Here is a 16752-nt window from a genome sequence, read left to right as displayed (position 1 = left end):
TATTCCAAATCAGAGGAGATGCACGATAAAGTGATAGGGACTTTCATCGAACGGGAATACTATTCTTTATAGGACAATCTAACCATTGGAGTCACGACCAACCGGCTGAGCGTATTGAGGTGGATATCAGCCATCACTGTTCCCCGTGAGTACGGGGATAAACCGTAGACTTGAATGGAGACATTAACGTAACCACACTGTTCCCCGTGAGTACGGGGATAAACCGGCTTGAGTTAGGCTTAACTCAAGCGGAGGCGGCCTGTTCCCCGTGAGTACGGGGATAAACCGAAAAAAGACAGCTCACCCAATACATTTGGGGTCTGTTCCCCGTGAGTACGGGGATAAACCGCCTGTTTACATGGAAACTCACATCTTCAATGTCTGTTCCCCGTGAGTACGGGGATAAACCGCCTGTTTACATGGAAACTCACATCTTCAATGTCTGTTCCCCGTGAGTACGGGGATAAACCGATTCCAATGCTGATTTTGTAACCTATGTGCTCCTATTCCCCGTGAGTACGGGGATAAACCGTACCTCATATTCCTCGGATTTTGGGTAGCAGCCTGTTCCCCGTGAGTACGGGGATAAACCGCAGCTTGCCATTCACCCATCGAGGATTATTATCTGTTCCCCGTGAGTACGGGGATAAACCGTGTAGTAACATCAATGCAGGATAGACAATCTACTGTTCCCCGTGAGTACGGGGATAAACCGCAATAGCGAGAGAGGTTCCCTTCTCTCATTTTACTGCTCCCCATACATACGGAAATAAATATAGTGTTTATCATATCACTTTGTTGCAGATAGAGGTGTTTATAGCCTGTGGAGAACTCAAGTCATGGAGGGCTTTTCAGTGTGATAGGAGCTTATGGTGATATATCAAACATCTTTTCTATTTAATCTTTGCAACTTATTGATAATCTGTATCGCTATAAAAATATCGTTGAGTCGTTGAGGTATAAGGGAATAGCGAGTTTCCAGCATGATGGGAGGGACATGTTATATCCTATTGAAAATAAGAAAGATAAAAAATGGTTGAAATCGTCCTATAGTAAACTATTTCCATCCGGTAAAATCCGGAGCAAAATAGGGCACGTTGTTATCATTCATAAAATAGTAATAAAAAATGACATATTGTCATTGTTTCAGCTTTCAATTTGGGCTTACTGCGTTTATGATGCGCGCTTCGTATTTTCAACCGGCGCCACTGGCTTTGAGCTTTAGCGGAGAAATGATGCCTCCTGCTAGCTAACACAGTCTTTTCCCGTGGCGGTTCTATCTGCATTATTCCAAGGGATAGATGATAGCATAAATGACTGAGAACACCTCTCTGACACCACTCGTTGAATTGAAAGCCTTGAGTAAGGGCTTCGACGGTAAACAAGTTATTTCACAGCTCGATCTGACAATCAATGATGGCGAGTTCCTGACCATTCTTGGGCCATCCGGTTGTGGCAAAACCACAGTACTCCGCCTGATTGCCGGGCTGGAAGATGCAAACAGCGGCAAAATTTTACTGGAAGGGCAGGATATTACTGATATTCCCGCCGAGCACCGTCACGTTAATACGGTTTTCCAAAGTTATGCCCTGTTCCCCCACATGACCGTATTTGAAAATGTCGCTTTTGGACTTCGGATGCAGAAAACACCGGAAATAGAGATTGCTCCGCGTGTTGAGGAAGCACTGCGCATGGTTCAGCTTGAAGAGTTTGCCCAGCGTAAACCTGTCCAGCTTTCCGGCGGTCAACAGCAACGTGTGGCGATTGCCCGTGCGGTTGTCAATAAACCGAAAGTCTTGCTGCTGGATGAATCACTATCCGCGCTAGATTACAAGTTGCGCAAGCAGATGCAAAATGAGCTAAAGGCGCTCCAGCGTAAGCTCGGCATTACCTTTATCTTCGTGACCCACGATCAGGAAGAGGCACTGGTCATGTCAGACCGTATCGTGGTTATGCGTAACGGACGTATTGAACAGGATGGCTCTCCGCGTGAGATTTACGAAGAGCCGAAAAACCTGTTTGTTGCCCGCTTTATCGGCGAAATCAATATCTTTGATGCTGAAGTACTGCATCGTATTGATGATCAACGGATACGCGCCAATGTTGAAGGCCACGAGTGTGATATTTTCACTTCGCTGCCAGTGACAGTTGGGCAAACGTTGAAAGTATTGCTGCGCCCGGAAGACCTGCGCGTGGAAGAGATCAACAACGGTGAGCAGGTATCGGGACTGATTGGTTATGTTCGTGAGCGTAACTACAAAGGGATGACGCTGGATTCCGTGGTCGAAATGGAAAATGGCAAGATGGTCATGGTGAGCGAATTCTTCAACGAAGATGATCCTGATGTTGACCATTCCCTGAACCAGAAGATTGCCGTTACTTGGGTAGAAAGCTGGGAGGTTGTGCTGGTCGATGAAGAAGACGCGTAAACTATTCCAGAATATCGTCATTACGGGTATCGTATCCTGGCTGATGCTGTTCGTCTTTTTGCCGAACCTGATGATCATCGGAACCAGCTTCCTGACCCGTGATGATGCCAATTTAGTGCAGATGGTATTCTCGCTGGATAACTATAGCCGCTTGTTCGATCCGCTGTATGCCGAGGTGCTGCTGCATTCACTGAATATGGCAATTATAGCGACGTTGTGCTGTCTGGTGATTGGCTATCCGTTCGCTTTTTTTCTGGCCCGTATGCCGGAGAAACTGCGTCCCCTGATGCTATTCCTGTTGATCGTGCCGTTCTGGACGAACTCGTTAATCCGTATTTATGGTTTAAAGATGTTCCTCAGCACCCGCGGGTATTTGAATGATTTTCTGATGTGGATGGGGCTTATCGATAAACCCTTTCGCATCATGTATACCCCCGAAGCGGTTGTGTTGGGTCTGGTTTACATCTTGCTGCCGTTTATGGTGATGCCACTCTATTCCAGCATTGAGAAGCTGGATAAATCCTGTCTGGAAGCGGCACGCGATTTAGGGGCGGGGAAATTGCAGACCTTTATCCGCATCATTGTGCCATTGACCATGCCGGGCATTATCGCCGGTTGTTTGCTGGTATTGCTGCCAGCGATGGGGCTATTCTACGTGGCTGACTTGATGGGCGGGGCGAAGAATCTGCTGATCGGGAACGTGATTAAGAGCCAATTCCTCAATATCCGTGACTGGCCGTTTGGCGCGGCGACCAGCATCTGTTTGACGTTGGTAATGGGATTGATGTTATTGGTTTATTATCGTGCGGCCAAGCTGCTGAACAAGAAGGTGGAACTGGAATGATCGGACGCCTGTTGCGCGGTGGCTTCATGACCATCGTTTATGCTTACCTGTATATCCCGATTATTATCCTGTTGGTAAGCTCGTTTAACCAATCACGTTTCGGCATTCGCTGGCAGGGTTTTACCACTGAATGGTATAGTTTGCTGTTCGCCAATGACAGCCTGCTTCAAGCGGCAGGCCATTCCCTGACGATGGCGGTAACTTCCGCCACGTTTGCCACTTTGATTGGTTCCCTGACTGCGGTCGCCTTGTATCGTTACTCATTCCGTGGCAAAAAGTTTGTTGGTGGTATGCTGTTTGTCGTGATGATGTCGCCGGATATCGTGATGGCGATTTCACTGCTGGTACTGTTTATGCTGCTCGGCGTTTCACTGGGATTCTGGTCATTGCTGTTTTCGCATATCACCTTCTGCTTGCCGTTTGTGGTGATAACGGTTTACTCCCGTCTGAAAGATTTCGATGTCAAAATGCTGGAAGCGGCACGTGATTTGGGCGCGGGCGAATTGACTATCCTGCGAAAAATCATTCTGCCGCTGGCGATGCCGGCGGTTATGGCAGGTTGGTTACTGAGCTTTACCTTATCGATGGATGATGTGGTTGTTTCCTCATTCGTGACAGGGCCAAGCTACGAGATTTTGCCACTTAAGATCTATTCCATGGTAAAAGTGGGAATTTCGCCGGAAGTGAACGCATTAGCAACGATTTTGTTACTTATGTCGTTGGTTTTGGTGCTGATTAGCCAATTTGTGATGCGTGATCGCATAGGGAAGTCTTAATCTTCTTTTCAGCGTGGTTGTGGGTTGGCCACGCTTTTATTTCAGAATTTCTTTCATATACACCGATTCAGCAAGAAATAAGTCGCTTTACCCCATTAAATGTCACTTTTATAATAGCCCCCTTTTCGGGGATAGGTTCACGCCGAACCTATATATAATACTAACGCACCAACTGCGAGGGGAAACACGACATGAAAAACAACATGAAAAAGTGGTTCTGTCTGTTAGCCGCTGGGATGATGGCATTAAGCATTGGTTCGGTGAATGCTGCTGCCGCTGATGATGGCAAAACGCTGTATTTCTACAACTGGACTGAATATGTTCCGCCTGGTTTGCTCAACCAGTTCACCAAAGAGACTGGAATTAGGGTGATTTATTCCACCTATGAATCCAATGAGAGCATGTACACCAAGCTGAAAACCTATAAAGACGGCGCTTATGATTTAGTGGTTCCATCCACTTACTTTGTCTCAAAGATGAGTAAAGAAGGGATGTTGCAAAAAATCGATACCAGTAAATTGAGCAACTTCCATAACCTTGATCCTAACCTGCTCCATAAGTCTTTTGACCCGAATAACGATTACTCTATCCCTTATATTTGGGGCGCAACGGCGATTGGCGTCAATGGCGATAATATTGATCCCAAATCCCTCTCTTCGTGGGCTGATCTTTGGAAACCAGAATACAAAAACAGTTTAGTACTGACTGACGATGCGCGTGAAGTCTTCCAGATGGCGTTGCTGAAATTGGGATATTCCGGCAATACCTCTGATCCGAAAGAGATTGACGCTGCTTATCAGGAACTGAGAAAACTGATGCCAAATGTACTGGCATTTAACTCTGACAATCCTGCCAATCCATTTATGGAAGGCGAAGCGGATATCGGTATGATGTGGAACGGCTCTGCTTATGTTGCGCGTCAGGCTGGTACACCGGTTGAGATTATTTGGCCGAAAGAGGGTGGGATTTTCTGGATGGACAGTTTGGCTATTCCTGCGAATGCTAAAAATGTCGATGGCGCGATGAAATTGATCAATTTCTTGTTACGTCCAGAAATTGCGGCGCAGGTTGCTAAGAAAATTGGCTACCCGACTCCGAACCTGGAAGCGAAAAAATTACTACCGAAATCCATGACAGAAGATAAGTCTTTGTATCCAGATGCTGCCGTGATCAAAAAAGGCGAATGGCAGAGTGATGTTGGCAATGCCAATATTCTGTACGAAGAGTACTTCCAAAAATTGAAAGCAGGTCAATGACCTAAAATCAGTTTGAATTACGAGGGAGCTTTGGCTCCCCTTTTTAATATGCTTGAAAGCTATTCTTTAAAGACTTGGTTGCGATGCCAGGCGATGAAACTTTCCAATGGATAATAGTCTTTATTCTGGGGACGCAATATTGGCTGTTTTGCAAAATTCCAGAAAAGTTGCTTCACTATCGTGCCACCATTGACACTTTCTGAAACCAGTAACTTCATATTATCGTCAATACTGATTGATCCCATATCGAATGCAGAATGGTGCAGAGAGCAAAGGGCAAGCCCGTTGTTTACCGTACAGGGGCCGCCGTATTGTTTCCATTTGATATGTGCGGCTTCCAGGCCAACGGGGGTACTGTCATGTCGCAGATTGTAACCACATATTGCGCATTGGTAGTTATAGGCGCGCAGTATCTGCTGGCGAAAATGGGGATCACGCATTTTGCGGATATCGTTTAAAGAGAAATCCAATTGGTTGGCGAGCAGCTCTTGTATGCTGTCAGGGAAATGTTCACTCAGGATTTGTTGTGCCAATTTATTGATGGTAGCGGGTTTTTTGCGTAATAACTGGTAGCTTTGTGGGTCGAAACCTCCTTTGACGCTAAATTCAATGAGTTCACGTTTTGGCGGCTCCTTGCTACCTTTTTGTGGCGTACAGAGTTCGGTATTTTGCAATTCCCAAAACCCGTCGCCACGTAAGCGCCAGAAGGGTAAAGAGGGATAGTGGGTTTTGCGTCTTGGGCCAAAGTTATTGAGTAGCTCCAGTAGTGGCTGGTGGATCTCCTCCCCATAATCAAACAGTCGTTCATGACCTTTCTGATATTGCGAGAGTACATACAGTAGCAATAACGGCTTATGTGGCGCACGTTGATCACCTTTGCGCCATACAGAAAGGTTTGAAATTGCGACTTGGAGTTCTTTGATTGCAGGCATGTAAGTTGTTTGATTAATGGTAACGGTATTGCGATCATGCTCGCAAAAGTGGTGAGAGGCAAGATGTTGGTTTGGAAGAAATTTGGGGTGGGTTATATGAAGATCCGCTGAAAATGGTGTGTAGACAGTAAAAACATATTGCTATATATCTTTTAGTTAGAGTTGATATGGGGATTATTTATCGTTCCATTGATTGATATCAGACTGGGAGATTAAGCTTTTTAATATAACCTTCTTCAACGGCTTGTTTTGACCAACAAGTGATCTGAGATTTATATAATTTAGTTACTTCAATTAGCAGAATTATTCTTCTGAATAAATACTTCTTACTCAGAAGAATAAACTCGGTATTTTTACTTTTAAAAGATATATATGTTGTAAATTTAATGTTTTACTTTTATTTAAAAAAATAATAAAAACATTGGACTAATGCTTGTTCAGAATTTTAGGGTGACTATATTTATTTAATTAATCAATGAAACAAAATCTGGAAATGATTATTTCTCATTAATTAAATCAAGTTAGTTTATTTGTAAATTAATATTGACCTTTATTTTACATATAGACAACAAACGCCATGATTAAATTTCATAATATGTTTTCTGCATTAAAAAAATTTTATGATATTGAAATGATGAACTGAGAAAATTTTTTATTTTTCATATAACTGCATTGAATATTTCAAATTAATAATATGATGTATCATAAATATATACTTCCTGTTTAATCGGCTATCTGATAAATATTCATTTATTCTCACCCTACTCAGAATTCACTTCATATTCTGGCAGCAAATTTAAACAAAAAATTAACACTTGGAAGTTATAAAAAAATGAAAAATATAAATGAATTGATCCCATTAAAGATCATTGCGTCTGGTATTGCCTTACCAGAAAACAAAGTGTATTCATCCGATTTAGATTTAAAGTTCAATAAACCGAAGGGGTTTGTCGAAAAACATTCTGGAATAGAGTATCGTTATCATTCGGATTATGACGTCCCCCCAGCTAAATTAGCCACAAATGCATTGCATAATACGTTAGAAACACATCAAATCTCGCCAGATTCAATTGATCTGCTGATTTCAGCTTCTGCTATCCCGATTCAAGCCTTACCTTATTCCGCAGCACATATTTTAAAAGCGAGCCGTTTAAAGGCCGGAACTGCCTGTTTTGATATTAATTCAAGTTGTGTCAGTTTTATTTCTGCCCTGGATGTTGCGAGTGGATTGTTAGCAACCCGACAGTATCGGCGAATTGCCATTGTCTCCTCAGAGATGGCTTCCCGTGGCATTGACTGGTCACATCAAGAATCATCACTGATTTTTGGTGATGGGGCGGCTTGTGTGATCGTTGAAAGAGGGAATGGGAAAAGCGGGATTGTTACCTACAAACATGAAACCTATCCAGAAGGTCTCGAATTATGTGAGATTCGGGCTGGCGGAACCCGCAAGAATCTGCGTGCAGGCATGGAAGATAGCGATTTTCTGTTCCAGATGCAGGGTAAGCCACTGTTTAAACTGACTGCCTCATTGATTGAAGAATTTACAGCGCGTGTATTGGATGATGCCAATCTTGCAATGTCCGATATCGATACCGTGATACCTCATCAGGCAAGTCATTTGGGATTGAAACATATTCTCAAACGCTTGAATATCAAGGATGAGAGATTTGTGAATATCTATCGTTATCGTGGTAATCAGGTCGCGGCATCCATTCCAAGCGCGCTGCATGAAGCCATTATGACAGATCGCTATTATGGTCGTGATTATGTGATGTTACTTGGTACAGCGGCTGGGCTTTCATTAAGTGAGATGATTCTAAGACCATGAAAATTCTTGTAACCGGAGCCACGAGTGGGTTAGGTCGTAATGCCGTTGATTACCTGTTATCCCATGAAGAGACGGTGGTGGCAACCGGACGTGACCCGCAGGCGGGTGAGTTATTGACTCAATTGGGTGTGGAGTTTCGTCGCGCTGAACTGGCGACGCTAACGGAGGGTGAAGCCATCGAACTGATGTCAGAGTGTGATGCAGTCTGGCATTGTGCTGCCAAATCCTCTCCCTGGGGCGATCCTGATGAGTTTGAACGTATCAATGTGGCTGCGACACATACATTGGCACAGGCAGCAGGAGTATGTGGTATTCGGCGATTTGTCCATATTTCTACTCCAGCTGTATATTTTAATTTTTCACACCAACAGCATGTTACCGAAAATCAGCGCAGCCAGCGTTTTGCCAATGATTACGCCCGAACCAAGTTTCTGGCGGAAGAGAGCATACGCCAACTGATCCCCCGCTATCCTGACACAACTTACATTATCCTGCGCCCTCGTGGATTATTTGGCCCGCATGACAGGGTATTGTTGCCGCGTTTGCTGGCCCAGGTTAAAGCCAGCAAAGGCGTTATGGCTTTGCCTGCGGGGGGAAGGAATGCTCTGGATCTCACTTACGTAATGAATGTTGTCCATGCCATGTCGTTGGCGACTCATCACGAAGGGTTGCAAAGTGGGGCGATATATAACATTACCAATCAACAGCCACAGCCATTGGCGAAGATCTTAGGGCAGTTATTTAACGAGATGCAGTTTGATTACCGGATCAAATCATTGCCTTACCCACTTCTGTATGGTGTTGCGGCAATATTGGAAGGCGTTGCCATGCTCACCCGAAAAGAGCCGTTGCTGACGCGTTATGGTATTGGTGCGGCTTATTTCTCTATGACACTGGATAACTCAAAAGCGCAAGAAGAGCTGGGTTATTCGCCGATTTATACCATCGAAGAAGGTATTCATTTAACGGCCAACTGGCTAAAACAGATAGATCAGCAAACGGGTGCACATGGTTAAGATACGTGTTTTTGAAGTGGGATATTGCACTCATTCCGGTTGCATGGCACTGAAAGGTGCCAGTCTTCGCGTATGCAAATTTCCGGCTCGTGCGTGGTTGTTGGAGTGTAATGATAAGCGTTGGCTGCTTGATACCGGATACGCCAGCCATTTTTACGATCATACCCGCAATGGAATTATTCGATTATATCGCATGGTTACACCGGTCTACTTTGACACCAAAGACGCATTGGTGATGCAACTAAAAGAGGAAGGGATTCAGGCTCGTGATATTGATGGCCTCATCATTTCTCACTTTCATGGTGATCATATTGCCGGATTACGAGATTTCCCGCAGACCCAATTTATCTGTTCGGGGGAAGGTTGGCGGCAAACTCGTAACTTACGCGGTATTGCTGCGCTACAAAAAGCATTTGTGCGGGGGTTAGTCCCGGAAGATTTCGAATCCAGAGTCAGTTTTTATGAAGGGTTTGAAACCAGCCCATTGCCAGAGGAATTAGCGGTATTGGGGGAAGGTTATGCCGTGCCAGAAAGCCAGAAACAGATACTTATTGTTCCGCTGCCTGGCCATGCGGCAGGGCACCTTGGTCTTTGTGTATTGACTGAACAGGGTTGGGTGTTGTTGGCAGGAGATGCCGCCTGGTCTCCGACCAATTACCGTGAACTGCGTGGGCCTGCAAAATTGGCGAATCTTATTATGGATAACAGCCGTGCCTATTACGAGACACTGAATAAGCTGCATCAAATTGATCAAAAGCAGATCCCTATCCAGCTATGCCATGAGGGAGATTTAGAATGATATTTAAGACGCTTTGGTACTATTGGCGGGCCAGGAAACGGTGGAAATTTGCCAACCGACAGCAGCTTGAACAACATCAATGGCGAGAATTGGCGCGATTCAGGCATAGGGTTCTGACGAAAAGCCCTTATTTCTCCTCATTCGGTGATTTATCGTTGGTGGAATATCCGCTTATGAATAAAGCCATCATGATGGAAAATTTCGACCAGATGAATACGGCGGGTCTCAAACGCGATGAGTTGTTGGCCTGTGCGCGGCTGAGCGAACAGTCACGGGACTTCAAACCGACAGTCGGCAAATTCAGCGTTGGCATGTCATCGGGGACATCAGGGCAGCGAGGTATTTTTGTTGCCAGCCCGAAAGAGCGGAGCATTTGGGCAGGAACCCTGCTTGCCAAGATGCTGCCAAATGGCTTATTTCATGGTGAGCGAGTTGCACTGTTCTTACGGGCGGGGAACAATCTTTACGATAGTGTCCAGAACCGTTGGATATCCTTCCGTTTTTTTGACTTGTTCGCTGACTTTAATCAGCAAGTACAAGCGTTAGTAGAGTATCAACCAACGATTGTCGTAGCGCCAGCTCAAGTATTGCGTGCGTTGGCATTGAAGATCCAACAAGGCGAAGCATCATTGCCGCCGGTTAAAGTGATCTCGGTGGCAGAAGTGCTGGAGCCGCAAGATCGACAACTATTGAAAACCGTATTCAGGGAAGTGGGAGAAATTTATCAGGCCACGGAAGGGTTCCTGGCATGTACCTGCTCGCATGGGACGCTGCATCTTAATGAAGAGTTTCTGCATATTGAGCCAAAATGGATCGATGAATCGCGTTTTAACCCGATCATTACCGATTTTACGCGGGAAACCCAGCCCATTGTGCGTTACAAGCTTGATGATATTTTGGTGGTAAAGAAAGCCCCGTGTGATTGTGGCAATCCTGCATTGGCGATAGAGCGCATAGAAGGGCGCAATGATGATCAGCTAATTTTACCTGCTCTGGCAGGGGGAACAGTAAATATTTTCGCTGATCCTTGTTCGCGGATCATTGCCAATACCTTGCCGCTAACAAGTGATTACCGGCTAACCCAAACTGAGTGGTTGCTGAAATTGGAAGGGGATTGTGTTGTTGAAGTTCTCCAACAGTGCCAGTCGGCGCTATCAGATTACTTTGCCAAACAGGGAGTTGATATTGATAAAATTGAATGGCAATGCGTATCGCAGGCGATATTACCGGATCTGTTTAATAAGCGCCGCCGGATAATTAGGAAGTGAAACTGCGCAATCGCACTGGAGATGGTTGATTGCGCGTTTTTATTTTACTGTATCAGGAAATTTGCATGTGACATTTGAGTTTATTTGCCCAAAGCCGTTGCTTTCCCGGAAGATGTAAAACATGTTGATATTATTGCTATTGGTCGAGTTCGTATCATAACTCCGGCGGGAGAGGGATGGGATAGTTGGTTTGATGGCGAAAATGTCACTTCTGATTTTATGGCTGACAGACAGCAGCCAAGTGAGCAGCTCAGGGAGGAGTTTTGATGATTAAGTATATGCTTGATACCAATAGTTGTATTTATACTATCAAGAATAAGCCGCAGAAAGTCAGAGAAGCTTTTTATCAGCATTATGGTCAGCTTTGCATCAGTTCTGTAACATTGATGGAATTAATTTATCGTTCTGAAAGATCAGCGAATCCTAAAAAGAATCTGGATATTATTGAGGGATTCGCTGCACGTTTAGAAGTTATGACTTATGGCTTTGATGCGGCTGTGCATACAGGGCAAATCCGTACTCCTGGTAGTGATGCCAAGGTTTGTCAGGCTATCCGTCCAGCGAGTTTAGGCACTGTGGGTTCAGGCAATCACTTTGTTGAACTGCAAATTGTCGATACCATTTTGGATAGGTATGCCGCGTATGAGGTAGGTCTGCGTAAAGGTGTAACACCAGCGCGGGCAGGGGAATTGGCATTGATCCCCGGTTCAATGGGAGATTATTCCTATTTAGGTCGTGGATAACATTTAAAGCCTAATATCGAATTAAGTCTACAACCATTATTTTTCAAGTTGCAGTCTATAAAACAGTAACTTGATATTTCTTACTAAAGAATTTTTTTGAAAAATAAAATATAAAAAACACAACATTAAAATTTCATATTTCATTGAATACCAAGACTAACTTATTATTCTAATTTCTCCCTCATGTAATAACCTGATATTCGAAACAGAAAGTGATAACTATCTTTTATCAGCTAATAAAAAATTTTCATTAAGCAGATTAGTAATAAGTCACCTAATGTATCTTAAGTGCACAAAAAGATTAATTTTTTATTCTTATTCAGTGTTGGGACATCAAATATTCCATGAGGTACTATATATGAGTTCATATATTAGTAATAAGTTCATTAGGTTTTCTCTATATATAGGTTCTTTGCTTTTACCATTTATAGCCACGAATACATTGGCTATAGGTGAAAAAAACACTGAACAGCAAACACAGACAGTGGCAAATGAAAATCAGTTAGATAATAGGGGCGATGGAACAGCAGGTTTAATTGCGCAAAATATTCAGACGGTGAGTCGGGTATTGTCATCTTCACCTTCTCAACTTACCGAACAAGCTAAATCCTATGCGTTAGGAAAGCTCAATGGGACGATATCCAGCGAGACACAGAAATGGTTATCACAGTTTGGTACAGCCAGAATTAATTTTGCCCTTGATAGAAAAGGTAAATTGGATAATGGCTCCCTGGATATGTTGCTTCCGCTTTATGACAATAAAGCCGATTGGTTGGTTTTCTCCCAATTTGGTTATCGCCATAAAGACAGCCGTCATACTGTGAATGTCGGTTTGGGGGGACGCTATTTTACGCCTCATTGGATGTATGGGCTGAATACTTTCTTTGACCATGATGTCACCGGTAAAAACCAGCGCCTCGGTGTAGGGGCAGAAGCCTGGACAGATTATGTCAAACTTTCTGCCAATTCATACTTGCGTCTGACTGAATGGCGCCAGTCATTGAAAGATCATGATTGGGAAGAACGTCCTGCCAACGGTTTTGATCTTCAAGGTGAATTTTATTTACCCGCTTACCCGAACCTGGGGGGTAAGTTAGGCTTTGAACAATACTTTGGTGATAACGTTGCTTTGTTCAATCGTGACAGCAAACAGAAAAACCCCAGCCTGGGCAGAGTTGGCCTGAATTATACACCGATCCCGTTGGTGACAATGGGGGTAGATTACAAATATGGGGGCAGCGGACACAGTGAAACTCTGTTCCAGGCCAACCTGAACTACCGCTTTGGTGTACCTTGGGACGCGCAGTTCTCGCCTGGTAGTGTTGCTTCCATGCGTACACTGGCAGGTAGCCGTTATGACTTAGTGGAAAGAAATAACCATATTGTGCTTGATCATCGGAAGAAGCCAGATGAACTGGAATTGACGATGTCGCAAAACACTATCTTTGGTTATAGCCAGCAAACATGGCCAACACCATTACCTATAACGGCTAACATAAAATCAAGCGTCAAAAAAATCATATTTCAGGCAGATAATGCATTTACCCAAAATGGCGGCAGTATTGCCACTATTGGTGGCGGTAATGAGCTAGTTACGCTTGTATTGCCTAAATATATTCCTGATGGACAGAATACGCATACGGTAAATATCTTTGCGGAAGGAAATAACGGTAAGGTAAGTAAGCCCGCTATTTTGAATGTGACAGTACAGCCTTTTGTTGTCAGACAATTTAAGGCTGAACAATTAACAACCTCTAATACGGGTGCTCAGGGGGGTTATAATTTACTGGCGACTATCGCTCATGGTGCTGCTGATAAAGATATTATCCGCAATGGCGTGATTGATAATGTCACCTGGTCGATTGAGCCACAAAGTAAAGATGTTAGTCTGAATTGGGAAAACCCCAGCAGAACCAATTCTCAGGGGCAGTTGCAGGCAACGGTAATAACCTCCCAGCCGCTGAAAGATGTGAAAGTTTTCCTGGAAATACCTGGAATGCCAAAAACTCATGTTGGTGATATTGGCTTTAGTGGCCTGATTTCTGACTTTAAGATTCAATCCGTTACTCCGTTCGTATCTGGGCCACTTCTCGCTGGAGATAATGGCTATACCTTTACGGCCGTTGTAAAAGATAAGAATGGTATTGCCCTGAAAAATCAGAAGGTGGATGTCAAATGGTATCCTGAGACATTACCGGATGGTATGAAGTGGTCATCAGTGCAAAACACCACAAATACCGAAGGGAAATTGTTTGCTACCTTAACCAGTACCAAACCTGTAAAAGATATTAAAGTCGGTGCCTCAATTGATGGTGGTAAAACGACGACATACACTGAAAAACCCGTGGCTTTCGTCGGTGATATTAAGATTGGCGACATTGAAGTGACACCGAATAAGGATCTCAATGGTGACGGAAAAGAGGCTTATCTCTATAAAGCAAAAATTAAGGATGCTGCTACTGATTTAGCTATACCAAATCTGACCTTTGATCACGATAAGGTGATTTGGAGCATGGTTAATGACAAGTTTGACCACAATAAACTGGTAGAGGAAGGTAAGCTGGTGTTCGGCAATAAACAGCTAACCACGGATGATCAGGGATACTTGACGACAACGTTGACCAGCTCTGTCGGTGTTGACAATGTCAATGTCAAGCTGGAACTTGTGAAAAAAGAGGGAAAACAGGAATCGATTGCTAACACTACCGTGAAATTTATACCGGTAGAGCAGCCTGTTGGGTTGTATATTTACAATGGGAATAATCCATCTGTCAATCACTTCTACAAGAGTGATGAGAATGGACCTTATAATGTCTTCGATGCATTAAACGCAGAGTTACGACGTGATCCAAATACTCCTCTTATTGATCCTAACATTGAAGAAGGCAAATATACCGTAGTTTCAGGGCAAGTAGCCGAACAGAGTATGGGTTCTGATAATGTGTTCGATTTTGTGCTTGATGGTCTGCACTTTTCACTGGCGCCTACAAAGCTCAAGGCGACTGCTACTAACAAGCAGACAGGGGCAATAGCTACCTACACTTATACAGTGAAGCCTCTGCGTTATTTTCGCACATTTGATCCACAGAATCATAAAATGAATTCACAAACAGATCATGCATGTGAGATATTTGCTGGTAAGAATAATCAAGCATATAACTATGCATCAGTGACAGTGACGGATTTGTGGCCATTATCAAGTTCTCGTGTCCATAATGAGAAATATGGCACAACTCTACTTGAAGAGTTTCCCAATATAATGGATTGGGGTCTTATAGGTCAGACAGGGGTATACGGAAATGGAACTGATCCAAATAATCCCGCTATACTGGTGTCTAACAACATAAATCCAGAAGTTAGCAAGCATAACTACTTTGTTGGGTTTGATGTTGTGAAACATGAAATAGTTGACAAATCAAGCGTTAATAAATTGATAACTTGCTTGATTACACACTAACAAACCAATAGGAATAAATAGTAAAAACACAGGCTCAAAATTAGAGCCTGTGTTTGTTTTTATTACATTTGCAATATTCTGGGATTATCGCTTTTAACAACGATTTTACGGCGTCTTTGCTGCTTCCAGCGCTTGTGCCAGGTCGGCAATAATATCATCGCTATGTTCGATACCGATGGATAAGCGAATTAAATCACGTGAAACGCCTGCTTTTACCATTTCTTCATCATTTAGCTGACGATGGGTTGTTGAGGCGGGATGACAAGCCAGAGATTTAGCATCACCAATATTAACCAAACGAACAATCAATTGCAGAGCATCGATAAAGCGTATACCTGCTTCTTCTCCGCCTTTGATGCCGAAAGACAGAATAGACGCTGGTTTGCCCCCCATATAACGGATAGCCAAATCATGTTCAGGATGTGTAGGCAATCCCGCATAGTTCACCCAGGATACCTGAGGATGTTTTTCCAGATATTGTGCGATCTTCAGGGCGTTTTCAGTATGGCGCTCCATCCGTAACGCCAATGTTTCCAGTCCCTGTAACATCAAAAAGGCATTGAATGGAGACAAGGCCGCGCCTGTGCTACGCAGTGGCCCAACACGACAGCGAGCGATAAAGGCAGCGGCACCAAAATGTTCGGTATAGGTTATGCCGTGATACGAAGGATCTGGTGTGCCTAAAATGGCAAAACGATCCTGATGCGCCATCCAGGGGAATTTGCCTGAATCGACAATCATCCCTCCAATTGAGGTGCCATGTCCGCCAATATATTTGGTCAGAGAATGGATGATAATATCGGCGCCATGTTCAAATGGGCGGCATAAATAGGGCGTTGCGACGGTATTATCGACAATAAGAGGAATGCCGTGCCGATGGGCAATATCTGCCAGCGCCTGGATATCAATGATATTCCCACTTGGGTTAGTGATGGATTCGCAATAGACGGCTTTGGTTCTTTTATCGATCAGGGTGTCAACGACAGCGAGATTATCATGATCAACAAAACGGGTTTCAATCCCCATATTTGGGAAACTGTGTGCCATCAGGTTATAAGTTCCGCCATATAATTTTGCGACAGAGACAATATTATCCCCGACCGTGGCGATGGTTTGTATGGCGTAGGTGATTGCCGCCATGCCCGAAGCGACCGCAAGTGCACCGATACCACCTTCCAAAGCGGCGACACGTTTTTCCAATACATCATTGGTTGGATTCATGATGCGGGAGTAAATATTACCTTCCACTTTTAAATCAAACAGATCAGCACCATGTTGGGAATCATCAAAAGCGTAGGAAGTTGTCTGGTAAATTGGGACAGCAACGGCTTTGGTTGTTGGATCGGGTGAATAACCTGCATGGATGGATAAAGTTTCTAATTTCATTGCCATTTCCTTTAG

13 protein-coding genes and 1 CRISPR repeat array are annotated in these 16752 nt (G+C 43.9%); of the genes, 11 read left to right on the top strand and 2 right to left on the bottom strand.

Annotated elements, in window-relative coordinates:
- Positions 1–136: 136 nt before the first annotated feature.
- Positions 137–715: a CRISPR direct-repeat array (repeat unit 29 nt; unit sequence CTGTTCCCCGTGAGTACGGGGATAAACCG).
- Positions 716–1313: 598 nt separating this feature from the next.
- The 4 genes from potA (at position 1314) to potD (ending at position 5305) form a co-directional block, all read left to right on the top strand.
- A complete protein-coding gene (gene potA, locus Xets_RS10065) occupies positions 1314–2429 on the top strand; it encodes a spermidine/putrescine ABC transporter ATP-binding protein PotA (protein WP_099132591.1) in 1116 nt (371 codons plus the stop codon).
- Positions 2413–3273 (top strand): spermidine/putrescine ABC transporter permease PotB, encoded by an 861-nt coding sequence (gene potB / locus Xets_RS10060; RefSeq protein WP_099132590.1) that lies wholly within the window; start codon positions 2413–2415, stop codon positions 3271–3273. The genes potA and potB overlap by 17 nt, the downstream gene beginning before the upstream one ends.
- A complete protein-coding gene (gene potC, locus Xets_RS10055; RefSeq protein ID WP_099132589.1) occupies positions 3270–4049 on the top strand; it encodes a spermidine/putrescine ABC transporter permease PotC in 780 nt (259 codons plus the stop codon). The genes potB and potC overlap by 4 nt, the downstream gene beginning before the upstream one ends.
- 203 nt (positions 4050–4252) lie before the next feature.
- Positions 4253–5305 carry a spermidine/putrescine ABC transporter substrate-binding protein PotD gene (gene potD / locus Xets_RS10050; RefSeq protein ID WP_187651547.1) on the top strand — a complete coding sequence of 351 codons (1053 nt, stop codon included), beginning with the start codon at positions 4253–4255 and terminating at the stop codon, positions 5303–5305.
- A 59-nt stretch (positions 5306–5364) separates the two neighbouring features.
- Here the strand turns inward: potD and Xets_RS10045 are convergent, their stop codons facing one another.
- Positions 5365–6237: a phosphorothioated DNA-binding restriction endonuclease gene (locus tag Xets_RS10045; RefSeq protein WP_187651545.1), complete on the bottom strand. Its 873-nt coding sequence runs from the start codon at positions 6235–6237 to the stop codon at positions 5365–5367.
- Between the two features lie 832 nt (positions 6238–7069).
- Here Xets_RS10045 and Xets_RS10040 point away from each other — a divergent pair.
- The 7 genes from Xets_RS10040 to Xets_RS10010 all read left to right on the top strand — a co-directional run bounded on the left by Xets_RS10040 (position 7070) and on the right by Xets_RS10010 (position 15351).
- Complete coding sequence (locus Xets_RS10040) at positions 7070–8068, top strand: 3-oxoacyl-[acyl-carrier-protein] synthase III C-terminal domain-containing protein (protein ID WP_099132585.1); 999 nt, start codon at positions 7070–7072, stop codon at positions 8066–8068.
- On the top strand, positions 8065–9084 hold the full coding sequence (locus tag Xets_RS10035; RefSeq protein WP_187651544.1) for an NAD(P)-dependent oxidoreductase: 1020 nt from the start codon (positions 8065–8067) through the stop codon (positions 9082–9084). The genes Xets_RS10040 and Xets_RS10035 overlap by 4 nt, the downstream gene beginning before the upstream one ends.
- Positions 9077–9883, top strand: coding sequence for an MBL fold metallo-hydrolase (locus Xets_RS10030; protein ID WP_099132583.1), 807 nt, complete (start codon positions 9077–9079; stop codon positions 9881–9883). Before Xets_RS10035 ends, Xets_RS10030 begins: the two co-directional genes overlap by 8 nt.
- Positions 9880–11151, top strand: a complete 1272-nt coding sequence (locus Xets_RS10025; protein WP_099132582.1) for a F390 synthetase-related protein — start codon at positions 9880–9882, stop codon at positions 11149–11151. The genes Xets_RS10030 and Xets_RS10025 overlap by 4 nt, the downstream gene beginning before the upstream one ends.
- An 84-nt stretch (positions 11152–11235) precedes the next feature.
- Positions 11236–11418, top strand: a complete 183-nt coding sequence (gene vapB, locus Xets_RS10020; RefSeq protein WP_099132581.1) for a type II toxin-antitoxin system VapB family antitoxin — start codon at positions 11236–11238, stop codon at positions 11416–11418.
- Positions 11418–11894 (top strand): RtcB family protein, encoded by a 477-nt coding sequence (locus Xets_RS24640; protein WP_099132580.1) that lies wholly within the window; start codon positions 11418–11420, stop codon positions 11892–11894. The genes vapB and Xets_RS24640 overlap by 1 nt, the downstream gene beginning before the upstream one ends.
- Before the next feature lie 442 nt (positions 11895–12336).
- The gene (locus Xets_RS10010) at positions 12337–15351 is read left to right on the top strand and encodes an inverse autotransporter beta domain-containing protein (protein ID WP_167450609.1); all 3015 of its coding nucleotides are present in this window, start codon (positions 12337–12339) and stop codon (positions 15349–15351) included.
- 105 nt (positions 15352–15456) lie between these two features.
- Here Xets_RS10010 and Xets_RS10005 read toward each other — a convergent pair whose 3' ends face one another.
- On the bottom strand, positions 15457–16737 hold the full coding sequence (locus Xets_RS10005) for a bifunctional O-acetylhomoserine aminocarboxypropyltransferase/cysteine synthase (RefSeq protein ID WP_187651543.1): 1281 nt from the start codon (positions 16735–16737) through the stop codon (positions 15457–15459).
- Positions 16738–16752 lie beyond the last annotated feature (15 nt).

The sequence above is a fragment of the Xenorhabdus sp. TS4 genome (assembly GCF_014467265.1).
In the GTDB taxonomy this organism is placed as follows: domain Bacteria; phylum Pseudomonadota; class Gammaproteobacteria; order Enterobacterales; family Enterobacteriaceae; genus Xenorhabdus; species Xenorhabdus ehlersii.
The sequence above is the reverse complement of the archived record's forward strand: the minus strand, read 5'-3'. Positions and strand labels throughout refer to the sequence as shown.